We start from the raw sequence: 22,733 nt of genomic DNA on the forward strand, positions 1-22,733 counted from the left end.
ATTCAATATTTATCAAAAACATATCCTTTTTTTGGATTGAACCGTTACACTGGAGATAAGAATAGCGAAAGATGGTGAAGCCATGTATGAAGTAAAACTCCAAGCCAATCTTCTCCCTAAGATCCGTGAGGCCGGACATATGAAGGATACAGAAGGGACTTTACGTCATCCTGACAGGACGATGGATAGAATCAGCGTATTTTTTTACGTAAAACAAGGTGCGATCCATGTATTTGAGAACGAAAACGAGTACCGCATTCAGGCGGGGAGATATCTTTTTCTTAAGAACAATACTCCGCATTGGGGAAGCGATTTTTATACACCCGGTACCGAATGGTACTACATTCATTTTTATGCCGAACCTTGCTTGAATGAGGAGGAGGAGTTTTCTCCATTTCACAATTCACCAATCCTTCTCGACAGCATCTATTCATCGCAATTAACCTTTCCGAAAACCGGTTCTGTCCCTCATCGTGAGTACACAGAAAAACAGCTGAACAGCATTATTCATGCCTTTGAATCACCAAGTGCTTTCAGGACGCTCCAAGCGTGTTCTCTCACCTATCAATTCTTCATTGATCTGTATAGCAATGCGATAAACAGTCAGGCCGGCACACCCTCTTCAAGGACCATCAGCAGAATCATTGAATTTCTGCATCGTAACAAGCATGCAAAGCTGGTCAGCAGAGATTTTGAGGATGCTTTAGAAATGAATTATGCCTATCTTTCCTCCCTCTTTAAAAAGCAAACCGGGAAAAGCATAACAGCTTATAAAAATGAACTGCTGATTGCACAGGCAATTGATCTATTCAAAACAAGTAACTTAAACGTAACCGAAGTCAGCAGCACATTAGGCTTTTCTAATCCTTATTACTTCAGCAGAGTGTTCAAACGGGTGACTGGAGTGTCCCCGTCTGTATATATAAGCGAAATATACAGAAATCAATAAAAAAACACTTGCAGTTCCGGGTCTGCAAGTGTTACGCGTGACTTTTCTGATAGAACGTTCGCAAGATATGTGTTTCCAGGTCAGCAAGGCGGACAGGGATCGGCAGCCTGTTTTCTTGATTGATCAGGCTCATCGTGATCTGATAGCAGCTTTCTAAATCAATATGATTTCCGCAGGACAAGAAGATAGGCTTCACGTCCCGCCGCGTCCGCAGTGCCCGTCCATTTACCTCGCCGTCAATGATAATATCGGTATATGCACCGACTTCATTTTCAGGCATCACGAAATCACAGCCTTTGATTTTGAGCTCAGTTTTCGCAATCCCAATTGTTAGCTTACCGAGAAAAAAAGCCGCATGGGTGGCGACGCCCATATGGTTGTCATGCAGATACCCGTTGCCATCAAACAAAAACACATCCGGCTCCGTTTCCAGCTTTTTGCCGTCTCAATGATCAGCGGCAGCTCACGAAACGCAAGGAAGCCGGCCACATACGGCACGCTGATTTGCCCATGCTATGCACTTTTTTAATGACTTCTTTCGGATCAGCGTCAATCACGATAATACTGCACACCCCGTACGGTTCGCCGTCCTGCTCCCCATAAGCGATGTCGACGCCTGCGCAGGTGTTGATGGATTCTGGGGTTGGGTTTCCTTCTATACCTAAAGGCTGCCGTTGATAACGGCAGCCTTTTTATCACTCTGTTTCTGCGGCGTCCAGCTCCGCAAGCCTTTCCATGATCCTCCGCTTTTTATACATCATCATCCCTGTTTCGGCAACGCCGTTCACCATTGAACGGTTTGAGATTGCGCCAAAGAGGATGCCTGCGACGGGCACCATTTGAAACAGCTTTTTCCATCCGAAAGAATCGCGGTATGTATAAACAACTTCCCGCCAGCCTTGAATTTGCGAAATCATATTTTCCCGGGAGCCTGATGGTAGATGGTAGCGGCTGAGTTCCTGAATGATCGCTCTTTTCCCGACAATATCAGCAGCGCTGAGCTGCAGGCATTTAATAATGAACATCCGCTCCGTTTTTTCTTTAGGATCGTAGCCGTAAGACACCGCGATGTCCTGCAATGTCTTCAATGAAAGGCCGAGGATTGCGGGAATATCGACGGCAAGCGTGAACAAGCCGCCGACACCTGTTGTCGCTCCTTGGACAGCCGCGGTATTCGCCCTGTTTTTTCCGAGGTTTTCACACATTTGATCCATCACTTCCAAAGGAGCCCTTTGAATATCTTCGACCGTTTCGATCGTTTCATCCGGCAGCTTTTTTTGAAACTGGCGGATCAGATGTTTTTCGGACGTCAAATATTGGCCGCCGTTTTGAATAAAGCCGCCGATTTCGTCGAGCAAGAGACCGATTTTATCTTGAATGAATGCCGGTGTAAGCTTGTCCAGAACCTTGAACGGCAGCCGCCCGATCCTTTCCCAAAACCACGCTTTCTGCTGCTCTTTTTCCCATTTTTCAATTTTTTTCAGTTCGTTTTCCAAATCTGTTTTATCGTTGCGCACAGAAGGTTCGCCCTCTCAATCGTATTTTTTTATAGTATACAATGATTCACTTTATGAATCCGTGTTTTTTGATCGGCAGCCGGAGGGTAAACCTTTATGTAAAAGGAGGAATGATCAAATGCCATGGTCAATGGAAGACTATCCCGCTTCATTGAAGCATTTGGACAAACCGGTAAAAAAGAAAGCCATTGAAATTGCGAATGCAATGGTAGACGAAGGATACGACGAAAGCCGGGCGATTCCGATCGCGACGAGTCAGGCGAAGGAATGGGCGGATAACAGGAGCAAAAGCGAACTCAAATCCTATGCGGAGGAAGCTGATGAAACGGTACGCGGTGACAGCGGTTCGAGCAGCAGGCCGGAGCTTGCGGAAAAGTGCGAGCATGTCATTAAACACGAAAAAGGCTGGGCAGTCAAAGCCGAAGACGCCAAGCGGGCCAGCGAAGTAAAGGATACAAAAGCAGAAGCCGTCGAACGGGCGAAAGAAATCGCTGAAAACAAAGGCACTGCCGTCATCGTCCATAAAAAAGACGGCAGTGTGGAGCGGAAGATCAGGATGAATTAACGGGGCGCTCCGTTTTTGGAGCGTCTTACTTTTTTCCCCGCCAACTCCAATACAGCATCAGCTGCTTTTTGATAGCCGCCGGCATCGCGGAGCGAGCGGCCGATTTTGGCGGCGCCGTCTTTATAGGAGCGGTTTTCAAGCATATCTTCAATCGTTTTTTGTAAAACAGCCGGAGAAAGTTCATTTTTATCAAGCTTGATCCCGGCCCCTGTCCGTTCCACCTGAGCTGCGACGAAAAACTGGTCAGCACCCATCGGAATGACGATGAGCGGCGTATCAAAATACAGGCCTTCATTTGTACTGTTCATGCCGCCGTGGGTGACAAATACATCGGCTTTTTTCAAAACCTCCAATTGCGGGATATACGGCCTCACGATAAAATGATCCGGTATGGTGCCGAGATCCGCGGGGTCCGTTGATTTCCCAACAGCCATAACCACCTTGCCGTCAAAGTCTTTCAACGCTTCGATACACATATGATACAGCTCTTTTTGCTGATTAAAGATCGTGCCCATCGAGATCACGATGACGGTTTCCCCCTCCAGCTCAGTGAACGGGAAGCTGCCTGGATCCTGTCTGCTCGTAATCGACGGCCCGACAAACAAATAGTCATTTCCAAATCGCTCGGCATGAGGCTGAAACTCCCTGGAGGTAAAGACAATCGTAATGTCCCCCGGACAGGAGAATACGTCAAACGGCTTGACGAGACTGACGGGGTACCGCTCACTTAATTCGCCAAGGGATTGCTTCAATTTTTCAAAATACGGCGAGCTTTCAAGGTCGCCTTGCAGGGTAAACGTTTTTGCGAACGTCTCGTCCATTGCAAATGTCGTACATAACGAAACGCTCGGCAGCCCAAGCATTTCAGCAATGATTTTCCCCGCCAAAAAGTGATGGTCATATATCACATAATCATAAGACTCGTCCCTGACTTCCTGGCAGATGAGCTGAACGATCTCATCGACTTTACCTGACATATTGTATACCAACTCGGCAAAGTCCATCTTTTCTCTTTCTTTCCCGGGTGATAAAGCCTCTCTGAAATCCGGGTATAAACGGACTTCCGCCCCTGTTTTTTTAATTTTTCCAGCGTATTCCTCAACTGCATAATAGACGATGCTTTCTCCTCGTCTTTGCAGCTCCTTTGTGACGCCAAGAGAGGGATTGATGTGCCCCTCTCCCGGGAAATTGATCATCAGTACATGTCCCATCACAGCTCTTCCTTTCTCATACGAAAATTTATATAAGGAAATTTACTACAAAAAGACAAATGAAGTAAAGAAATTTAATTAAGTTAATAATACATAAACATAACTATATAACCATTTGTCTGTTTCTGCATATCTTTCCTTTAAATTTTTTTGCCATGCAAATGAGCGTATATTATTAGAGAAAACAGGCTCTTTATTACTTGACAGCCCCAATCAGAAGACGATTTTCCTTTTTTTAAAAGCAAATTAAAACACGGCCGATCGAGGCACAATACATCATAAGAAACAACCTACGGAGGTTTTGCCATGGATACGAAAGCAACCAGGATCGAAAAGGATTTTCTAGGCGAAAAAGAAGTTCCGGCTGACGCCTATTACGGCGTACAAACCATGAGGGCCGTGGAGAACTTTCCGATTACAGGCTACCGGATTGATGAAGAGCTGATTAAAGCTTTGGCAATGGTCAAAAAAGCGGCGGCTCTCGCCAATATGGATATTAAACGTTTATATAAAGAGCTCGGCGAAGTCATTGTAAAAGCGGCCGGCGAAATAGCGGAAGGGCTCTGGCACGATCATTTTATTGTCGACCCCATTCAAGGGGGCGCCGGCACTTCAATGAATATGAATACAAATGAAGTTATCGCAAACAGAGGTTTGGAGCTTTTAGGAAAAGAAAAAGGTGATTACTTCCATTTAAGCCCGAACACACATGTCAATATGGCCCAATCAACGAATGATGTGTTTCCGACAGCCATTCATCTGGCCACATTGAATCACTTAAGACAGCTTATATCGACGATGGAACATATGCTGGATGCCTTCCGCCAAAAAGCGGAGGAGTTCGATTCCGTTATCAAAATGGGCCGCACTCATCTTCAGGATGCCGTTCCGATCAGGCTCGGTCAGGAATTCGAAGCCTATTCCCGGGTCATCGAACGCGATATTCAGCGGATCAGGCAGTCTCAGCATCATCTCTATGAAGTCAATATGGGAGCAACCGCAGTCGGCACAGGTTTAAACGCTGATCCGAGATATATTCAAAGCGTTGTCGAACACCTATCAGATATCAGCGGCTATCAGCTGAAAGGCGCTGACCATCTTGTCGATGCCACACAAAACACGGATGCCTACACAGAAGTATCGGCTGCATTGAAAGTCGGCATGATGAACATGTCCAAAATCGCCAACGATTTGCGTTTAATGGCGTCAGGCCCGAGGGCAGGGCTTGCCGAGATCCGGCTGCCCCCCCGCCAGCCCGGCTCCTCCATCATGCCCGGCAAGGTGAATCCGGTGATGCCTGAACTGATGAACCAGATCGCATTTCAGGTGATCGGCAACGATCATACCATCTGCCTTGCATCAGAGGCGGGGCAGCTTGAGTTAAACGTGATGGAGCCCGTACTCGTCTTTAATTTGCTGCAGTCGATTAAAATCATGAACAACGGATTTCGCGTATTTACCGATTACTGCATCACCGGGATTGAAGCGAATGAGATCAGGCTGAAAGAATTCGTCGAAAAAAGCGTAGGAACGATTACGGCCGTCAATCCGCACCTCGGCTATGAAGCTGCCGCACGAATTGCAAAAGAAGCGATCGCCACAGGACGGTCAGTGCGCGAGCTGTGTTTGCTCCATGATGTTTTGACAGAGGAAGAATTAGATCTCATTCTGGATCCGTATGAAATGACGCATCCGGGCATCGCAGGCGCTTCGCTTCTCGAGGAATAGCCAGCCGTCTTTCTCAATATGCTTTCAAGCGTTTATAGACGCCCGAGACGGGCTAAACATGTAATATAAATTAATTGAAAGAGGTGGAAAGACAATGTTAGGATTTCTCGTTTCTTTAATCGTAGCCATTGTCATCGGTTTAATAGGAGGCGCAATCGGAGGCCACGGTGCACCAGGAGGTATTATCGGCTCCATGGTTGTCGGCTTTATCGGAGCCTGGATCGGCCACGGGCTGCTTGGAACGTGGGGACCTGATATTGCGGGATTCGCCATCTTTCCGGCAATAATCGGAGCCGCAATTCTCGTCTTCATTTTAAACCTAATCTTCCGCGGGAGAATGGGTTCTCAGGCATAATATCCGGCCAGCATCGCCCGAAAGCGGTGCTGGTTTTTTGTTTGGGCGAAACCGTTCGCGCATATACTATAGCATCTTATGGTTGACAATTGATCGTCGCGGGCATATGATGATGATATAATTTTTGCACTAAGGAAACTTTTATGTACAAGGAAAAACAACTGAGAATCTAGGTGAATCAAATGGTCAGTCACGATTTGTCCAAACACTCGCAAATATCAAAAGAAGCTCAAGATGCACTGGACGGAAAAAGCAAAGGCTTCAAAAGGCTGCTCCCTTTTTTGGGTCCGGCGTTTATCGCGGCTATAGCTTATATTGATCCCGGCAATTTCGCCACAAATATCGCGGCTGGTTCGAAATACGGCTACTTGCTTTTATGGGTGATTCTTTTTTCAAATATTATGGCTTTGCTGATTCAGTCGCTGTCTGCCAAGCTCGGAATTGCAACGGGTAAAAATCTGCCCGAAGTCGCCAGGGAAGAATTCCCTAAACCGGTCTCCATCGGCTTGTGGATTCAGGGAGAGCTTGTCGTGATCGCGACCGACTTGGCTGAATTTATCGGAGCTGCTCTCGGTCTCTACTTGCTGTTCGGCATACCGATGCTTGAAGCATCGATTATTGCAGCCGCCGGATCTTTCGCGATTTTGGAACTGCAAAGGCGCGGCGTCAGGCCGCTAGAAGCGGCGATAACAGGAATGCTGTTCATCGTCGTGATCGCTTTTGCCTTTCAAACCTTTTTTGCAAAACCTGATATCGGTTCGGTTTTGGAGGGCATGTTTGTTCCCCGCTTCGATGGTGCAGACAGCATCCTGCTGGCGGCGGGAATCTTGGGAGCGACCGTGATGCCGCACGCCATCTATCTCCATTCCGCTCTCACCCAGCGGAGAGTGATCGGAAAAACGGAAGCGGAAAAGAAGAAGATATTCCGGTTTGAGTTCATCGACATTTTAATCGCCATGCTGATTGCCGGAGCAATCAATGCGAGCATGCTGATCGTCGCCGCTGCACTGTTTTATAAGAACGGCATTTTTGTCGAAGACCTTGATGTGGCCTTCAGCCACTTCAGCAGCATGGTCAGTCCGCTTTCCGCCGTACTGTTCGGCGTCGGCCTGTTAATCGCCGGTTTATCAAGTTCGTCTGTCGGAACGCTTTCAGGAGATATTATCATGCAGGGCTTCATTAATTTCAGGATTCCGCTTTATTTAAGACGGTTCATTACGATGTTGCCGCCTATCGCTATTATTGCTTCAGGGGTAAATCCGACAACCGCTCTTGTCTTGAGCCAGGTCGTCCTGTCATTCGGGATCGCCTTTGCCCTTATCCCGCTTATCTTATTTACGAGCAATAAACGCATTATGGGGAGCCTGAAAAATGCGAAGTGGATAACAGCCGTCTCCTGGCTGATCGCCGCCTTAATCGTCGCCCTTAATATTTTCTTGATTTACGATACATTTTCTGGTTAAAGCCGACCTTGGTCGGCTTTTTTATATTATACTGAAGAAAAGGGGGATTCTGGATGTTTAAATTAATGGTGCGTGATGATCTTTATTTAAAAATGCTCGAACCAAAAGATGCCAAAGCAGTTTATATGCAGATCCAGCAGTCTAAAGATGTGTTGCGGAAATGGCTGTTTTGGGTGGACGGCACAAAGCAGCTGGAGGATACCGAAGCTTTTATCGAAGAATGCATGAAACAGGCCGCTGCGAACAACGGGTTTCAAGCGGGAATATGGCATCAAGGCCATTTTGCCGGAATCATCGGACTCCATTATATCAATTGGATCAACCGTACGACTTCGATCGGCTATTGGCTGGGGGAGCCTTTTCAAGGAAAAGGGCTGATGACTGATGCCTGCCGGGCGCTGATCGACACGCTTTTCAGCGAATACGATTTAAACAGAATTGAAATTAGAGCCGCTGTTCAAAACGTAAAAAGCCAGGCTATTCCGGAAAGGCTCGGCTTCACGAAAGAAGGCTGCCTCAGGCAATGCGAGTGGCTCCACGACCACTTCGCCGACCATTTCGTATACGGGCTCCTGAAGGAGGAATACCTCGCCCGCAGCAAATGAGTCCGGGATTTGTCACACGCATTTTATACTGCAATCTGGTATGATAGATAAAAAAATATGGAGTTTTGATTATGAAAGTATTTATACTGTTTTACCTATGGATTGTCCCGCTCGTCATCGGGCTGATATTTTTCCGGGTGACCCAGCGGACAAGCTTTAAAAAAAGGTTTTATCCAGGCTATATCATGATCGGTCTTGCTGCGGCTGTATTTGCCGTCTGTTACCTGATCGGACAGCCTTACCTCGGGAATTTCTTCGGCGGCACAATGCTGTTCGGCACCCTGCTGCCGTTCATGGCTGCCGCCATGAAGAAAAAGAAATAACGAATACCAAAAACCCCGGCTTTCCCAAAACATGCCGGGGTTTTTGATTACTTATTTTCTCTGTTTGCACCAAAACCCGCTGATTCACAAATCGGTTTTCAGACTACTGGGCTTTATTTGTTCACTAGATCAACGTCGATCACCTGATAGAAAGCGTTTTCAGTATCAGCCACATCCCAAACGGCCAATATCACATGATACCCGGAGCGGTCTTCTGGAATGTAAATTTGGTGAGATAAATGGCGGGATGCAGGGGAACCATCATGCGGAACGGTTCCAATCCGTTCGAAATCTGCACGCTTTAGCGGTTTGTCAGGATCCCAGCCTTTTTTGGTGATATAGTAGTGCCATTGGCTGGTGTTGTGGGGGGCGGTATATGTCCAGGTAAAGGTGTGTTCCCCGCCGGTCATGATATGTTTAAACCAGCGATTTTCCGACTGCTGATCAAGAATCCCGCCGAACAGTCCGCCCGCGGATGCTATTTGTCCGTCTGCCGGGCCGTCATGCGGAAACCCTTTTTTCGCTTCCAGGCTTTGCGGCTCATACATCACGCTTCCGCAGTTCAGATTGAGAAGTCCGTAAGCCTCACTGCACAGAGCCGCTCTGCTCCCTGGTTTTTCGACAAAACCATGAGCGAAGGCGTGCTGAGGAATGATTGACATCAACAGCAATCCGGCTGATAGTATGAAAGCTGTACTGAAGGTACTTTTCTTAAAATAATCCACGTTTCAATCCCCTCTCTTTTTATCGTGTTGAGACGGGTTTTGATGCAAAAAGAAAAAACGCGGATATTCCAATACTATCCATCAAATTTTAACATCTGAACATGATAAAGCCAAGGGACGATCTCCCTTGGCATCATACTAAAAAATCCTTTTTAAACTTTTTTTCAGCGGCGGCAAGTCGAGCTCTTTTTTCTCAACCAGTTTTTTGATCATATATTTGCTGTAGTTGACAGCTTGTGTATAAGATATTTTTCCCGGAAGCGGCGGTTCATCTGCTATTGCCACATCGATAATCGACGGCTTTTGTGATTGAAAGGCATTTTTCAAAGCCGGAATGAGCTCTTCGTGCTTTGTCACGCTGAAGCCCTTCCCGCCGCAGGCCTCGGCAAACTTGGCATAATCGACGTTTTCAAGCGCTGTTGCATAATTAACATGCCCTTTTTCCTGCTGTTCATATTGAATCATTCCCAAGTTCTGATTATTTAAAATCACGACAACAATGGGCAGGTCATATTTGACAGCAGTCGGAAAATCGTGCATGGACATGCTGAAGCCGCCGTCTCCGCACACGGCTACAGCTTGGCGCTCCGGATTGGAAAGCTTTGCGGAAATCGCGCCTGGAAGACCGCATCCCATCGTGCCAAGCCAGCTTGAAATCAGAAAATCCTGATTGGTCATATTAAAATGGCGCGCCGTCCAAACCGTCACATTTCCGACGTCAACAGACAGGACCGCATCATCGGCGACTGCGTCCTCAAGCCTTGCAATCACCTGCTGAGGCTTGAGCGGTTCTGTCGCCACCTGTTCGTCTTTTTCAATTTCATAACGCCACTTCCTCATATGTTGTATACAGCTTTCCAAAAATGCGCGGTTCGATTTCCGTTCAATGGTTTTCGTCAGTTCCATAAGCCCTTTTTTCGCATCGCAGACAAGGCCGGCGGTGACAGGATACCGTTTGCCGATTTTCGCCGGGTTGTTATCAAGCTGAATAGCCGGCGCATCTTCCGGAAGATAATCGCGGTACGGAAAAGAAGTCCCCAGCATGATCAACAGATCGCTTTCCTCCATCGCTTCATATGCGGGTTTTGTACCGATGTGTCCGAGATTCCCGAGCATGTGCGGGTGCCGATCGGGTACGACTCCTTTCCCGGGGAGCGTAACGATGATCGGTGCGGCCGCTTTATCGGCAAACTCGAGCAGCTCATCTCTTGCCGATTTCATTCCCTTTCCGGCTAAAATCACCGGCTTTTTCGCATGATTAATCAATTGTGCACACTGCATCAGCTGGCTTTGCTTCGGTTGAAGATCGCCTTCAATATAAAGCGCAGACGTATAAACCGGCTTCCGCTTAATCTTTTCCGCAAACAGATCATCGGATACGCTCAGTACGGCGACCCCTTTTTGGCTGTAGGCGGTACGGATCGCCTGATTTAAAAGGTCAGGCAGGGCTTCGGCCGAATGAACCTGCTGATTAAAGACAGCCACATCCTCAAACATTCGTTCAAGACCGATCTCCTGAAAGTAATCTCTTCCGATTTCATTCGAAGACACCTGCCCTGTAATCGCCAGCACAGGCGCCCCGTCAGCTTTCGCGTCATACAATCCGTTCAGCAGATGAACGGCACCCGGGCCCGCTATCGAAAGGCAGACGCCGATTTTGCCTGTCAGCTTCGCATCAGCTGCGGCAGCGAGAGCAGCGGTTTCTTCATGGCGCACTTGAATGAAGCGGAGGCTGTTTTCTTCATGCCGCAATTCATCGATAAATTCGTTGACGCTGTCCCCCGGCATGCCGTAAACATGATCAATATTCCATTCCTTCAGCAGTTCTGCAGCTACTTTTCCTGCGGTTTTGTTTGCCATATCACGTCCTCCTTTGTTTCTTCCATACCACTTTTTCGCTGCCGGGAAACGTGATCCGGCATGCTGACGAAAGGAAGGAAAATACGACAGCGGTTGTGTTCCCAGCCGTGCTCATCTCGCATAAAGATCTCCCCACCGCACTGCTGAACTTGAAGCCATACCCGGAAAATCCGGCGGCATCTGGTCCTAAGCACCACTCCATGTACACATGATCAAATCTACTAAAAGCCTGCTGCTCATTTTGATATGCCCCCGCAAAGTTAGACAATAAAATATCGTGAAGCGGTTGGACTGGCATGAATCCGGAATTGTATTGGACTCATGCCTTTTCATTTGATCTTCATCCGTTAGCAGCTCTGTTATAGCAATTGCGGCGCAGTTCATTCACACAAGTGTTGAAACTTTTTTTAATATTTAAATTGTTATAATTTAGGTTCGGAGTTATAATTTAACAGAAATAAACCGAATTTGCATAGCATCGATGAAAGTTAAGATTGTTAAATCCTTCGTCAAACACAGGGGTGGTCGTGGCGGCAACTATTATAATCTGCTTTTATAAAATTTTTAGCATTTGATACTGGATTGTTTATCCAATCATCCTGATCTGTTGGGTCAGCAGTGCTCGTACGTATGTGAATCCACCTGTCATGCGGCATTGTATCAAGGTTACTCCATTTTAGAAGGACAAGCTGGTCTATTCTATTAATGCAGATACCACGACAATTTCAATTCGCTTGTTAAGTCTCCTCGGCACGTTAGATATTCATAATGCTGCAGATTATCAGTTTCAAGTGCTGTGGAAGCCATCTGTCTTCGAGATTCGGTTGTTGCGATCTGAAGGTAATTTCACTGAAACTATAGTCGAAACACTCAAATCTTCTTATCTTATTAACCGTATACTTCATAGTCTAAGTTTCGGGTGAAAAGGAGAGACGCGGATCGTCAAGGTAAAGTCCCTCTCTTTTATCAAAAGAATTTAGAATTGGAGGCATTTACATGTTATCAGAAATAGAAAAGGGGCTTGAGAGCCTGCGTGTCAAACTTGATCGTATTGATGAACAACTGTTGGATACATTGAAAGAACGTTTAGAATGCTGCATTAAGATTGGATTATACAAACGCGAGTATCATATTCCGATGATGCAGCCGCACCGAATTAACTTTGTCCAGGAACGGGCAGCTCGATACGCTGACGAGAATGGTTTAAGTCAAGAGTTTTTGCGTAACCTTTATGAGCTCATTATTTCTGAAACGTGCAGGGTTGAGGATATCGTCATTGACCATTCAGAAAATCGGAGACAGGACATTTCTTCAAGCCTGGCCGGCCAAAAAAGAAAAAGGGAGGAATTGTTTAATGGGGGCAGGGATACAAACACTTCTAATTGACAACTATGATTCATTTACTTACAACCTGTATCAATTGATCGGCGAAGTAAATGGCCGACCGCCAATCGTTGTCCGTAATGATGTGGACTGGTCACAAGTGCCGATTGATGAGATTGACAACATCGTGATCTCCCCAGGCCCCGGTCGACCGGAACGGGTTGAGGACTTTGGTATTAATGCAACTATTATTCAAGAAGCTAAGCTGCCAGTCCTCGGAGTCTGTCTTGGACATCAAGGCATAGCTCATTTGTTTGGCGGGAAGGTGAACCACGCTTCTGAGCCTATGCATGGACGAACATCAGTCATTCACCATTCAGGGGTTGATATCTTTGACGGGCTTCCTCCTGAGTTCTCTGTCGTACGCTATCACTCCCTTGTCGTTACTGATCTGGGTGATGATGTGGAAGCGATTGCCTGGACAAAAGATGAGTTGATTATGGGGCTTCGACACCGCCATCTGCCGATTTGGGGAGTGCAATTCCACCCCGAGTCAATCTGCAGTCATTATGGGTGCGAGTTGCTTGCCAACTTTAGAGACCTGACTCCGAAGCGCACTGAACGATCAAGACCGTCTCCCAAATTAAAGGAGCCTTCCCATTCTAAAAGCGATTTCTACCGGATCCATTTTCGAAAATTATCGGGATTTCCTGACGCTCAGTTAAGTTACCAGACACTATTTGCTGATGCACCTCATGGATTCTGGCTTGACAGCAGCAGTGTCATCGAAGGCTTGTCACGATTTTCCTATCTTGGCGATGGTGCGGGAGAGAATGCTGAATATTTGACCTACAGAGTAGCAGAGGGTGTTGTAAAAGTACAACGTTCGGGTCAAGAGACGGAGTTCATTCAACAGTCATTTTATGATTATCTTGATGAGCAAATCCGCCGTCGGGCAACATCTACTCCGGAAGGCCTTCCCTTTGACTTCAATCTCGGCTATGTGGGCTACATTGGCTATGAGCTAAAAGCTGAAACTTGCGGGAGCAGCCGGTATCAATCTGAGATTCCTGATGCAGCCCTGCTTTTCGTTGACCGCATGCTTGTTTTTGATCATCTTGAACAGGAAGCCTATCTGTTGTGTCTTTCGACTGGGGATGAGGATAAGCAAGCACTCAACTGGCTAAATACGGCAGAGCGAATCTTGAATGACATTCCTGCTGCAGCAAACGATTCGGACAAGGATTCAGTCCTTACATCCGTGCCAGACCACAATATCCCAATCGAGTTTCGGCATAACCGGCCTTCTTATCTTCAACTGATCAACAATTGCTTAGAAGAAATCCGCAATGGTGAATCCTATGAGATATGTTTGACTAATTCCGCAACTGTTTATACCCCTATAGATCCTTGGATTACGTATACGCATCTGAGAAGAATCAGTCCGGTTCCCTATGGGGCATTTTTAAACTTTGCGGATGCAGCAGTACTAAGTGCCTCTCCGGAACGGTTCCTCTCAATCGGTGCTGATCGTATCGTTGAGTCCAAACCGATCAAGGGTACCCGGATGAGAGGCAGGACTTCTGCTGAAGATCACCAATTACGAAATGAGTTGCTAAGTGATGAAAAAGATCTCGCAGAGAACTTAATGATCGTTGACTTAGTCAGAAATGACCTTAACACTGTTTGTGAAATAGGATCTGTTCATGTACCTAAGCTTTTCGATGTAGAAACATATGCACCAGTTCACCAGTTGATCTCGACGATTCGCGGCACTATACGTCCGGACAAATCAACGGTTGATTGCGTCCGCGCTGCTTTTCCAGGCGGTTCGATGACCGGTGCTCCGAAAATTCGGACGATGGAAATCATAGACCGACTCGAGAAGGGCCCCCGCGGTGTCTACTCGGGCAGCCTCGGCTGGTTCGGACTGAGTGGAGCTGCGGATCTTAGTATTGTTATTCGCACAGTTGTTGTGACCGATGACAAGGCGACTTTTGGTGTCGGAGGAGCGATCGTAGCATTGTCAGATCCAGAAGAAGAGTTCGAAGAAACTCAGGTTAAAGCGCGAGCTATGGTCTCAGCTATCGCAGCAGCGGAAGTCTCTGCAGTGGGAGGTTCAAGATGAGTCAGAAAATAAGGCAGTGTGTGATTGCGGGAGGAGCTGGCGGCGTTGGCGGGATGTTTGCAGACCTCCTTGAAAGATCTGGTGTTGAAGTATGTATTATCGATATGAATCCTCCTTCCGTTCGTCGACAATTCATGAAATGTGACATTACGGTTCCGACTCCACAGGCCAAAGATAAGATCCAAAAGGCCGACATGGTAATGCTCGCTTTACCAGAGACCGCGGCTCTTCAAGCAGTAAAAGTTGTCGGGTCGTTCATGAAGCCTGATTCTCTCTTGGCGCACACTCTTTCTGTCCAGTCACCCATATTTAAAAAAATACACGCTTTCGGTTTGCCTTTCGAAAGCATAGGTCTTAACCCTATGTTTGCTCCCAATCTTAGTATCGTGGGTAGACCGGTAGCTGTCATCGTTCAAAACGATGGGCCTAAAGGAAGTCATTTGATTCAGATGATTTCAGATTGGAAAGGACGTCCGGTGCTATTAGAAGCTGAGGAGCATGATCAATTGGCTGCGGCTTTGCAGGCACTCACTCATTCAGCGATACTCACCTTTGGATTGGCGCTTGCAGAATTAGACGTTGACATTGAAAAACTTACGTCCCTTGCCCCCCCTCCGCATGCAACGATGCTTGCGCTACTGGCACGGATTAGTTCTGGAACACCGGATGTGTATTGGGACGTCCAATCCGTGAACCACCAAGCAATGACGGCGCGTGCTGCACTGGCTGAAGCAGTTAGATCGTTGAATGAATCGGTGAGGGATAAGTCCGTATTCACCGAACTGCTGCGTAAATCCCGAGAGGTATTTGGATCTGAAATAGCCCATTATCAAGATCTCTGTACTAGTATCTTTGAAGGTCCAATCGCACCAAAGGAGGGAAAGCACAGCCAAACCAACCACCCCGGTTCATTGGGTAGAAAAAACAACTGATTTCTTTGAACAGGGAACAGCTTTCCGGGACAAATAGAAGTATGAAAATGTCGTATAGATTCGCGACTTTTCACTGACAAGTTCTTCTTCATAACAGCTAGTTTTGGTAATATTTGGTCACATTAAAACAGCCTGCCGTTTCCGGCAGGCTGCGTGATTTTATTGATCAAGCTTCAGCTTCTTCAGTTGTTCGGCGAGCGCGTTGTTGATCGGCTCATCCTTGTTTTGCTTTTTCAAGTAGGAGTGTACATCGCGTTTTGATGCTTTTGAATTTTTGTCTTTTGCCCTGCGCTTTTCGAAAACGGAGAGCTTTTCTCTGTGGCCGCAGACGCAGGCGAATGTCTGGCCTTCTCCGTGTCCGCGCAGTTCCATACGCTTATGGCAGTTCGGGCAGCGGGCGTTCGTCTGTTTGGCGACTGTTTTGCGGTGGCCGCACTCCCTGTCCTGGCAGACGAGCATTGTGCCGCGTTTGCCGTTTACTTTCAGCATCAGTTTTCCGCAGTCAGGGCAATGGGTCCCTGTGATATTGTCGTGCTTAAACGTTTGATTGCTGCTTTTGATTTCTCTGATCGTCTGCTTTGCGTACTCCTTCATTTCTTTGATGAAGGCGGAGGATTTCAGTTTCCCTTTCGCAATGCCTGACAGCTTCTGCTCCCATTCGGCGGTGAGGGCCGGAGATTTTAAATCTGACGGAACAAGCTCAAGGAGCTGTTTTCCTTTTGAGGTGATATAGATATCTTTTCCTTTTTTCTCGATCAGGAACGTGTTGAACAGCTTCTCGATAATGTCGGCGCGTGTTGCCACCGTCCCGAGTCCGCCCGTCTCTCCGAGAGTTTTCACAAGGTTTTTTTCTTCTCCCTGCATAAATGCGGCCGGATTCTCCATCGCAGACAGCAATGTACCTTCATTAAACCGCGCCGGCGGTTTTGTTTCACCCTTCGTCTCTGTCAAAGACCGTACGGACAGCGTGTCGCCTTTTGCAAGATTTGGCAAGGTTTGATCCTTTTCTTCCTCGTCATCATCTTCGTCTGCGAAGTCGTACACCGCTTTCCAGCCTTGCGACTGAACGGTTTTCCCTTTTGCCGTAAAGGTTTCTCCGCCGATTTCGGCAAACACTTTAGTTTCTTCATATTCAAACGGCGGCATTAAAACGGCGAGGAAGCGCTTCGCGATCAAATCGTAAAGCTTTCTTTCCTTTTCGCTTAACGCGCCGAGCGCAAGCGGCTCTTCCGTCGGAATAATCGCGTGGTGATCGGACACTTTCGCATCGTTGACAAAGCTTTTATTGGCTTTAACGCCACGCTTTAAGATCCGGGTCACATGCTGAGCATAAGGCTTCACCTGCATGCCTTCCAAACGGTCTTTCAGCGTAGGGACGATATCATTGGAAAGAAATCTTGAGTCCGTCCGCGGATAGGTGACGAGCTTGTGTTGCTCATAGAGCTTCTGCAAAACGGACAGCGTTTCTTTTGCGGAAAATCCGAAGCGTTTATGGGCGTCCCTCTGCAGCTCGGTCAGATCATAAAGACCGGGGGCAAAGCTTTTTTTCGCCGTTTTTTTCAAGTCGACGATGGCGGCCGGTTTGCCTTGCAGCGCTCCTGCAAGCTGTGACGTCACAGACGCGTTGAATGTGCGGGTCTGCTTCGTCTTCTTGTCCTGCCATGTCAGCGTCATGCCGTCAACCGCCGCACGCAAGCCGAAATAAGGGACGGGTTTAAAGTTTTTGATATCTTCCTCCCTTTTCGCGATCATCGCCAATGTCGGCGTCTGTACGCGTCCGCAGGAAAGCTGGGCGTTGAATTTCGTTGTCAGCGCCCTCGTCGCATTGATGCCGACGATCCAATCGGCTTCAGCTCGAGCCACGGCTGAATGGTAAAGGTTTTCAAAGTCTTTGCCGTTCTTTAAGTTTTTAAATCCGTCTTTGATCGCTTTGTCTGTGACCGATGAAATCCACAGGCGCTTCAATGGCTTCGTGACCTTTGCTTTATCGATGATCCAGCGGGCGACAAGCTCGCCTTCCCGGCCGGCATCGGTTGCAATGACGATGTCTTTGACATCTTTTCTGATCAGCTGCGATTTAACCGCCTGAAACTGCTTTCCGGTCTTTTTGATGACGACGAGCTTTAAAGGCTCGGGAATGATCGGCAGATCTTCAAGCCGCCAAGACTGGAATTCCTTTCCGTATCCTTCAGGGTCCGCCAATGTGACCAGATGGCCGAGCGCCCATGTCACGATATAGCGGTCGCCTTCAAGATATCCGTTTCCTTTTTTATGACACTTCAGCACGCGGGCCAAGTCACGGCCGACTGAAGGTTTTTCTGCTAAAACGACTGTTTTAGACAAGTCCATCACATCACTTTCTTGTTCATGCATCCTTTTATTATAACAGATGATACAAATGCATCTCTAATGTTCACGATTCCTTTATTTCAATTTCAGAAAAAATGACGTGTGTCACGGTTTGGGCATATGGTGATGTTTCATTGATAAACGCTTCGATCTGCGCCAGGCTCTCTGCATTGATTTTCAGCATATAGCAGGCGGCTCCCGCGATCCGGTAGCAGAATTCAATGTTCGGGAGGCGTTCGATATACGCTTTAAACCTTTCGTATTCCCCGTTTTTCACCGTTGCTTCAATGATGCAGGATACGGGAAGACCGACCTTTTGGTAATCGATGTCAAGCGTATATTTTTTAATGATGCCGAACGATTCGAGCCGCCTGACTCTTTCGGTCACAGACGGCGCGGAAAGGCTGATCTTCCTGCCCAGCTCCCGCATCGATAAACGGCTGTCTTTCTTTAATTCGGTTATGATTTTAACATCGAGGTCATCAATTTTCATATGTAACTTTATTCCCTTCATTCTATTTCATTATTTTAATATTATCATGAAAATTATTTCGTTCGGAATTCATTTTTCACTTCTGCTTATATATGATTATGAAGAGGTGATCATCATATGACAAGAATCAATTTTTCAGACAGAGGAGAGACGCCGTTTCAGCGGCTGCTCGGACACTCTGAAAGCCTGATGTCAAACTGGACGGCTTTAGCTGAGGAGCTGTCAGGAGACGGTTTTTTATCAAAGGAACTGAAGGAGCAGGTGCGCCGTGTGCTGGCTCAGGGAAACGGATGCGAATATTGCAAGGCCAAGGGGAAACCCGAGATCCCGAATCAGCAGAAAACGAGCTTTGCGATGGGGTTTGCAGAGGTCTTTTTGGCGCAGAGGGAGCGCGTGTCAGACAGGCAGTTTGATGTTTTAAAAGAAGTGTTTTCAGAAGAAGAAATAACGGAATTGACCGCATTTATTTGTTTTACGACTGCCCAGCAATATTTCGGCGCTTTAATGAAGCTTCCGGCAGACGCATAAATCCAACGGAGAAAAAACCTGTCATATTTGTCCCCTTTTGGTTTATAGTATAAAGGTAGACTATCACTCCACAGGAGGTATACTATGCTGCAAACGCCGATTGGCCGCCTTCGGTTGATGGGTTTTATTGAAGGCATGTCGCTTTTAATCCTGCTGTTTATCGCCATGCCGCTTAAATATTGGGCGGATTATCCGATGGCCGTTACGATTGTCGGATCGCTTCACGGCGGATTATTTATTTTGTATTTGTTTGTTCTGTTGTATGCGACTTTTGTGCTGAGGTGGTCTGTGAAATGGCCGGCTGCCGGTCTTGTGGCCGCATTTGTTCCGTTCGGCAATTTCCTTTATGACCGGGGACTAAAAAAATATGATCAGTAAAATCCGCCGGAAAACCCGGCGGATTTTTTGATCACTCATTTAAAAAGCGTTTCAGCTCTTCCTTGTTTTGTTCAAGGTCTAAATCGAGGACCGCCCCGTATGTTGGATCGTCTTTGTTTGTGAATGATCCGTCAACCGGGAGCCTGAAGCTTTTGGTTTCTTTTACGCTTCCGAGCAAAAAGTCTTTGCCGAGGGAGAATATGACGCCGTTCGGAATGTTTGTTTCAATATAAGGATCGACGAGCCCCCACAGCTTCGGAAGCTGGGCGATATTTCCGATGCTCATCGCTTCTTTTTGAAGCTCTGAAAAGATTTCCTGCTGTCTTCTGACCCGTCCAAAATCGCTTTCTCTGTCATGCCTGAACCGGACATAGCCCAGCAGCCTATCACCGTGAAGAATTTGTTTTCCCGGCTGCAGTGTCATCCCGATTCCGTACGACATTTTTTTCGGAACGTCGACTTCGATGCCGTCAGGCGCCACCGCATCCACGATTTTGGCAAAACCTTTAAAATCGATGATGGCGTAATAGTTAATGTCCAAATCAAAGGATTCTTTTAATGTTTTTCTGACGAGTTCCGGGCCTCCGTATGCATAAGCCGCGTTGACTTTTTGCTTGTCATACCCGGGGATGTCGACATAGCTGTCCCGCATAATCGAGATTAATTTAGGCTGTTTCTGCTTTTTATTATAATGGATCACCATCATCGAGTCAGACCTTGAATGGTCTTCCCCTCTTGAATCGATCCCTAGAACGAGGATGTTCACTTCATCAAGATCAGAGCCTTCCCCGTTAAATTCAAACTGACCGTCTTCTTTAAAATCTCCGTCAGATTCGGATAAGCCTTTTTTGTATTCAAAGTAGGTATAGCCCGCTGCTGCTATGATAACCAGCAACATTAATGTAAACAGGCGCTTTATAATTTTTCGCCTTTTTCTTTTCGGTTTTCTTACTCTTACTCTAACCCTCTCCACTTTTATCACCGCCACACATAAGACTATCACAGGATCAAACAGCGGGCAATTAATAAAAGAAAGATCAAGCCGTCTAATCGTGTCGAAAAAGATAATCTTTTATTTTCATTTGTTTCATTATGAAAGAAAAATGATCGAATTTTGTTCTTTTCGTCAAAAATCGACTACATCCACTTCGTCATCCATGCGATATAGTAAGAAGCCGGGATAAACAGAACTTGGGCAAAAATCGTCCCGGCCACCCTTGATGTTGCCATCGTGATCGAAGCCCATTTCAAATAGGTGTAGCTCCGCCTCCCTTTTGCTACGTCATCTGCAAGTACGGAAACCTTCGGATCGACAAACAGCGCCAGCAGCATCGTCGCAACCCCGTTGACAAGGCCGGAAGCCATCACCGCAGTCGTATGCCTTTCGGGCACGAGGACGCCCGCATAAAGAGCGGCAAGAACACCGATTGTATAAATCGCCGTGATGGCCATGTTCAAGACAAACAGCCGCTTCGGTATATAGCGGAACCGAAAGTCTTTCACATATTCCAGGCTCGGTCTTCTCGCATAATGCTTGGCATGCTTGAAGATATTTTTTGAGAACGCCTTGCGAAACACTTGCAAAACGGAGCCGTTTTCTCCTGCCAAATGAACAATCGCTCTCGAAAATACGGCGACGAACGTCGGCAGAAGCAGCATTCCGAAAATGGTGCCGACGGTTGAACCAAAGATTAAAAACCGAAATTGGCTGCCGACGAGGGAAAGTGCGTCCGCACCCGCAACATCGACAAGCTTCCCCGTCACAGGCTGCTGAACCATGTTTGACATTCTCGAGACGATGACCATCACATTAAATAATGACAGCGCCGATGCGATAAATCCGACTCTCGCGCCTGACAGACGGGCGGCATATGCGAGCGTTTCGATGGAATGGATCAGCAACAGAAAACAAAAAATCAATAGTACCTTAGATGTGAAAAAGTCCATTTTCTTTCCTCCAGTCTATAGGTAAGACTGTTTTCAAAACGCAAACGTTTCGGCAAATCAAAAACCGCCCCGGCAAAAGCCGAAGCGGTCTCAATTATCATATTTATTCGAGCAAATAAATCTATCCGCTGCCAAAGGCGGTCATTTGAATTTCGTAAAAGATCAGCATCTATCGTTCCGAGTTGAAAGTAAACACCATGGAATTTCTGATACAAGACAACGAAAGCCCTACCTCTCATTCGTCCTTGCGGCTCCGAAGCCGCGCCAGTGTGAATTGTGAAACAAAAAGTCTTTTTTCCCTCTATCCTGTTAGGGGCGGGTCAGAGGAAGAAATCAGTATCTTCTAAGAAAGAAAAAAGAAGTCTACTTTCCATTTATTTGCTCTTTTGCGTGTTCCTGTTTTTTATTATACTACAGTTCGTCCTTCATGACAAACTGACAGAGCACAGCGCTATAGGTCAAGCGTGACCGGGGTGCTTTCGTCTTCATTCATCAGTCTGATTTCCGAAGGCTCGATCTCCAGCACGGTTAAATTCGGATCGTCCTTTCCGTCAAACCATCGCTCAAGCCTTTCATCCCAGATTTTGTCTTTTAAATCTTGAGAATGGTTGAGCTTTGCCGTACCTGTGATTTCAAGGTATGCATCGCCTAATCCTTCGCCGTTGTAACCCAACAGCACATGGACGTTCGGATTGTTATCAATTTCTTCCGCCTTGTGCGTCTCATCGCTTGTCGGTGTATAAAGCGTCAGCCCGTCGTGGAAAAAGGTCATGTAGCGGGAATGAGGCTTGCCGCTTTCGACCGTTGCAAGCGAACCGATTTTATGATGATCGAGAATGTCGAGCACCTTGTTCTTCAATTGCTGCTGATCCATTTTGAGTTCCCTCCTTTGTATCGTCTCCACTGTTACTTTTCCACAATGTCTTGTATATTAAACAATTGAATGGAGGTTTTTGACGTGAATATTTTCATATCGTTTGATGCGGAGGCTGATATGGGCTACATTGCTTTGACGGAAAACCGTGCCGGATCTGCCGCAGCAACCGATGATATCGGTAACACGGCTTTGGCTGCAGACTTTGACCGCCATCAGCGGATGATCGGTGTCGAATTTCCGGGGAAGGCGGCTCCGGAAATCGCGCGGCTTGGAACGCTCACCGGCAGAAAACACAAACTTGAACCGGCTTTCCTAAACGGCGCCCGCGTGCAGCGGTTTCGACCGACGGCACAGGAAGCGGTCAAAACACTTTGTGTGAACGGTGTTCAATTTTATTTTGCCGATTATGACGGACAGCGCTTTATCGGCTTTGATGTGCTTAATCAGACGGAAAAAAGCGAATGAGAGCGGCTCCCA

At 47.0% G+C, this 22,733-nt stretch carries 21 protein-coding genes and 2 pseudogenes; 13 read left to right on the forward strand and 10 right to left on the reverse strand.

The genetic code is table 11. The features are described 5' to 3' along the window. Positions 1–82: 82 nt before the first annotated feature. Positions 83–949 carry an AraC family transcriptional regulator gene (locus KI350_RS18485; RefSeq protein WP_065643254.1) on the forward strand — a complete coding sequence of 289 codons (867 nt, stop codon included), beginning with the start codon at positions 83–85 and terminating at the stop codon, positions 947–949. 31 nt (positions 950–980) lie between these two features. On the opposite strand, the pseudogene KI350_RS18490 reads toward KI350_RS18485, so the two are convergent. Together KI350_RS18490 and KI350_RS18495 are read right to left on the reverse strand one after the other, a co-directional pair. Next, positions 981–1,447 (reverse strand): annotated as a pseudogene (locus KI350_RS18490) (endonuclease V). 197 nt (positions 1,448–1,644) lie between these two features. Continuing rightward, positions 1,645–2,466, reverse strand: coding sequence for an EcsC family protein (locus KI350_RS18495; protein ID WP_020450239.1), 822 nt, complete (start codon positions 2,464–2,466; stop codon positions 1,645–1,647). A gap of 118 nt (positions 2,467–2,584) precedes the next feature. On the opposite strand from KI350_RS18495, the gene KI350_RS18500 reads away from it, so the two are divergent. Further along, entirely contained in the window at positions 2,585–3,031 is a 447-nt protein-coding gene (locus KI350_RS18500) for a DUF2188 domain-containing protein (RefSeq protein WP_020450238.1), read from the forward strand. Here the strand turns inward: KI350_RS18500 and KI350_RS18505 are convergent. Then, positions 3,028–4,242 (reverse strand): macrolide family glycosyltransferase, encoded by a 1,215-nt coding sequence (locus tag KI350_RS18505; RefSeq protein ID WP_020450237.1) that lies wholly within the window; start codon positions 4,240–4,242, stop codon positions 3,028–3,030. The two genes, KI350_RS18500 and KI350_RS18505, sit on opposite strands and share 4 nt — an antisense overlap. 306 nt (positions 4,243–4,548) lie before the next feature. Between KI350_RS18505 and aspA the strand changes: the two genes are divergently transcribed. The 5 genes from aspA to KI350_RS18530 all read left to right on the forward strand — a co-directional run bounded on the left by aspA (position 4,549) and on the right by KI350_RS18530 (position 8,716). Beyond that, entirely contained in the window at positions 4,549–5,970 is a 1,422-nt protein-coding gene (aspA, locus tag KI350_RS18510; RefSeq protein ID WP_020450236.1) for an aspartate ammonia-lyase, read from the forward strand. 94 nt (positions 5,971–6,064) lie between these two features. Then, on the forward strand, positions 6,065–6,325 hold the full coding sequence (locus tag KI350_RS18515) for a GlsB/YeaQ/YmgE family stress response membrane protein (RefSeq protein WP_020450235.1): 261 nt from the start codon (positions 6,065–6,067) through the stop codon (positions 6,323–6,325). A gap of 182 nt (positions 6,326–6,507) precedes the next feature. Further along, positions 6,508–7,788 (forward strand): Nramp family divalent metal transporter, encoded by a 1,281-nt coding sequence (locus KI350_RS18520; protein ID WP_020450234.1) that lies wholly within the window; start codon positions 6,508–6,510, stop codon positions 7,786–7,788. Between the two features lie 53 nt (positions 7,789–7,841). Further along, positions 7,842–8,393, forward strand: coding sequence for a GNAT family N-acetyltransferase (locus KI350_RS18525; RefSeq protein WP_020450233.1), 552 nt, complete (start codon positions 7,842–7,844; stop codon positions 8,391–8,393). Positions 8,394–8,464: 71 nt separating this feature from the next. Beyond that, a complete protein-coding gene (locus KI350_RS18530; RefSeq protein ID WP_020450232.1) occupies positions 8,465–8,716 on the forward strand; it encodes a hypothetical protein in 252 nt (83 codons plus the stop codon). A gap of 119 nt (positions 8,717–8,835) precedes the next feature. On the opposite strand, the pseudogene KI350_RS18535 reads toward KI350_RS18530, so the two are convergent. Further along, positions 8,836–9,441: pseudogene (locus KI350_RS18535) on the reverse strand (lytic polysaccharide monooxygenase auxiliary activity family 9 protein); the annotation flags it as partial. Positions 9,442–9,579: 138 nt separating this feature from the next. After that, a complete protein-coding gene (locus KI350_RS18540; RefSeq protein ID WP_020450230.1) occupies positions 9,580–11,301 on the reverse strand; it encodes a pyruvate oxidase in 1,722 nt (573 codons plus the stop codon). Positions 11,302–12,297: 996 nt separating this feature from the next. On the opposite strand from KI350_RS18540, the gene KI350_RS18545 reads away from it, so the two are divergent. Genes KI350_RS18545 through KI350_RS18555 form a run of 3 tightly spaced genes read left to right on the forward strand, consistent with a single transcriptional unit; the run spans position 12,298 to position 15,684 of the window. Then, a complete protein-coding gene (locus KI350_RS18545) occupies positions 12,298–12,687 on the forward strand; it encodes a chorismate mutase family protein (RefSeq protein ID WP_020450228.1) in 390 nt (129 codons plus the stop codon). Further along, complete coding sequence (pabB, locus tag KI350_RS18550) at positions 12,656–14,752, forward strand: aminodeoxychorismate synthase component I (protein WP_020450227.1); 2,097 nt, start codon at positions 12,656–12,658, stop codon at positions 14,750–14,752. The genes KI350_RS18545 and pabB overlap by 32 nt, the downstream gene beginning before the upstream one ends. Beyond that, positions 14,749–15,684 (forward strand): prephenate dehydrogenase dimerization domain-containing protein, encoded by a 936-nt coding sequence (locus KI350_RS18555; protein ID WP_020450226.1) that lies wholly within the window; start codon positions 14,749–14,751, stop codon positions 15,682–15,684. Before pabB ends, KI350_RS18555 begins: the two co-directional genes overlap by 4 nt. 159 nt (positions 15,685–15,843) lie before the next feature. Here KI350_RS18555 and KI350_RS18560 read toward each other — a convergent pair whose 3' ends face one another. Continuing rightward, entirely contained in the window at positions 15,844–18,027 is a 2,184-nt protein-coding gene (locus KI350_RS18560) for a DNA topoisomerase III (protein ID WP_116758591.1), read from the reverse strand. Positions 18,028–18,097: 70 nt separating this feature from the next. Then, a complete protein-coding gene (gene lrpC / locus KI350_RS18565; protein WP_020450224.1) occupies positions 18,098–18,526 on the reverse strand; it encodes a transcriptional regulator LrpC in 429 nt (142 codons plus the stop codon). A 117-nt stretch (positions 18,527–18,643) separates the two neighbouring features. Between lrpC and KI350_RS18570 the strand changes: the two genes are divergently transcribed. Together KI350_RS18570 and KI350_RS18575 are read left to right on the forward strand one after the other, a co-directional pair. Continuing rightward, a complete protein-coding gene (locus KI350_RS18570; protein ID WP_020450223.1) occupies positions 18,644–19,054 on the forward strand; it encodes a carboxymuconolactone decarboxylase family protein in 411 nt (136 codons plus the stop codon). Positions 19,055–19,138: 84 nt separating this feature from the next. Beyond that, positions 19,139–19,432 carry a DUF3817 domain-containing protein gene (locus tag KI350_RS18575; protein ID WP_020450222.1) on the forward strand — a complete coding sequence of 98 codons (294 nt, stop codon included), beginning with the start codon at positions 19,139–19,141 and terminating at the stop codon, positions 19,430–19,432. 31 nt (positions 19,433–19,463) lie between these two features. Here KI350_RS18575 and KI350_RS18580 read toward each other — a convergent pair whose 3' ends face one another. From KI350_RS18580 to KI350_RS18590, 3 genes are all read right to left on the reverse strand, one after another. Continuing rightward, on the reverse strand, positions 19,464–20,405 hold the full coding sequence (locus tag KI350_RS18580) for an LCP family protein (RefSeq protein WP_023857897.1): 942 nt from the start codon (positions 20,403–20,405) through the stop codon (positions 19,464–19,466). A gap of 164 nt (positions 20,406–20,569) precedes the next feature. Then, positions 20,570–21,379, reverse strand: coding sequence for a lipid II flippase Amj (locus KI350_RS18585; RefSeq protein WP_020450220.1), 810 nt, complete (start codon positions 21,377–21,379; stop codon positions 20,570–20,572). Positions 21,380–21,830: 451 nt separating this feature from the next. After that, complete coding sequence (locus KI350_RS18590; RefSeq protein WP_020450218.1) at positions 21,831–22,253, reverse strand: pyridoxamine 5'-phosphate oxidase family protein; 423 nt, start codon at positions 22,251–22,253, stop codon at positions 21,831–21,833. Positions 22,254–22,337: 84 nt separating this feature from the next. Between KI350_RS18590 and KI350_RS18595 the strand changes: the two genes are divergently transcribed. Next, on the forward strand, positions 22,338–22,721 hold the full coding sequence (locus KI350_RS18595; protein WP_020450217.1) for a DUF2283 domain-containing protein: 384 nt from the start codon (positions 22,338–22,340) through the stop codon (positions 22,719–22,721). The last annotated feature ends 12 nt before the right edge of the window (positions 22,722–22,733 follow it).

The organism is Bacillus sp. J41TS8, from assembly GCF_018333035.1.
GTDB classification, from domain to species: Bacteria; Bacillota; Bacilli; order Bacillales; family Bacillaceae; genus Bacillus; species Bacillus paralicheniformis.

Bases quoted from the DNA above. Each gene is read 5' to 3' on its own strand.
- KI350_RS18585 (WP_020450220.1), bottom strand. From the start codon at position 21,379: ATGGACTTTTTCACATCTAAGGTACTATTGATTTTTTGTTTTCTGTTG.
- KI350_RS18515 (WP_020450235.1), top strand. From the start codon at position 6,065: ATGTTAGGATTTCTCGTTTCTTTAATCGTAGCCATTGTCATCGGTTTA.
- KI350_RS18545 (WP_020450228.1), top strand. From the start codon at position 12,298: ATGTTATCAGAAATAGAAAAGGGGCTTGAGAGCCTGCGTGTCAAACTT.
- KI350_RS18520 (WP_020450234.1), top strand. From the start codon at position 6,508: ATGGTCAGTCACGATTTGTCCAAACACTCGCAAATATCAAAAGAAGCT.
- KI350_RS18590 (WP_020450218.1), bottom strand. From the start codon at position 22,253: ATGGATCAGCAGCAATTGAAGAACAAGGTGCTCGACATTCTCGATCAT.
- pabB (WP_020450227.1), top strand. From the start codon at position 12,656: ATGGGGGCAGGGATACAAACACTTCTAATTGACAACTATGATTCATTT.
- KI350_RS18485 (WP_065643254.1), top strand. From the start codon at position 83: ATGTATGAAGTAAAACTCCAAGCCAATCTTCTCCCTAAGATCCGTGAG.
- KI350_RS18505 (WP_020450237.1), bottom strand. From the start codon at position 4,242: ATGGGACATGTACTGATGATCAATTTCCCGGGAGAGGGGCACATCAAT.
- KI350_RS18555 (WP_020450226.1), top strand. From the start codon at position 14,749: ATGAGTCAGAAAATAAGGCAGTGTGTGATTGCGGGAGGAGCTGGCGGC.
- lrpC (WP_020450224.1), bottom strand. From the start codon at position 18,526: ATGAAAATTGATGACCTCGATGTTAAAATCATAACCGAATTAAAGAAA.
- aspA (WP_020450236.1), top strand. From the start codon at position 4,549: ATGGATACGAAAGCAACCAGGATCGAAAAGGATTTTCTAGGCGAAAAA.
- KI350_RS18500 (WP_020450238.1), top strand. From the start codon at position 2,585: ATGCCATGGTCAATGGAAGACTATCCCGCTTCATTGAAGCATTTGGAC.
- KI350_RS18530 (WP_020450232.1), top strand. From the start codon at position 8,465: ATGAAAGTATTTATACTGTTTTACCTATGGATTGTCCCGCTCGTCATC.
- KI350_RS18525 (WP_020450233.1), top strand. From the start codon at position 7,842: ATGTTTAAATTAATGGTGCGTGATGATCTTTATTTAAAAATGCTCGAA.
- KI350_RS18570 (WP_020450223.1), top strand. From the start codon at position 18,644: ATGACAAGAATCAATTTTTCAGACAGAGGAGAGACGCCGTTTCAGCGG.
- KI350_RS18540 (WP_020450230.1), bottom strand. From the start codon at position 11,301: ATGGCAAACAAAACCGCAGGAAAAGTAGCTGCAGAACTGCTGAAGGAA.
- KI350_RS18575 (WP_020450222.1), top strand. From the start codon at position 19,139: ATGCTGCAAACGCCGATTGGCCGCCTTCGGTTGATGGGTTTTATTGAA.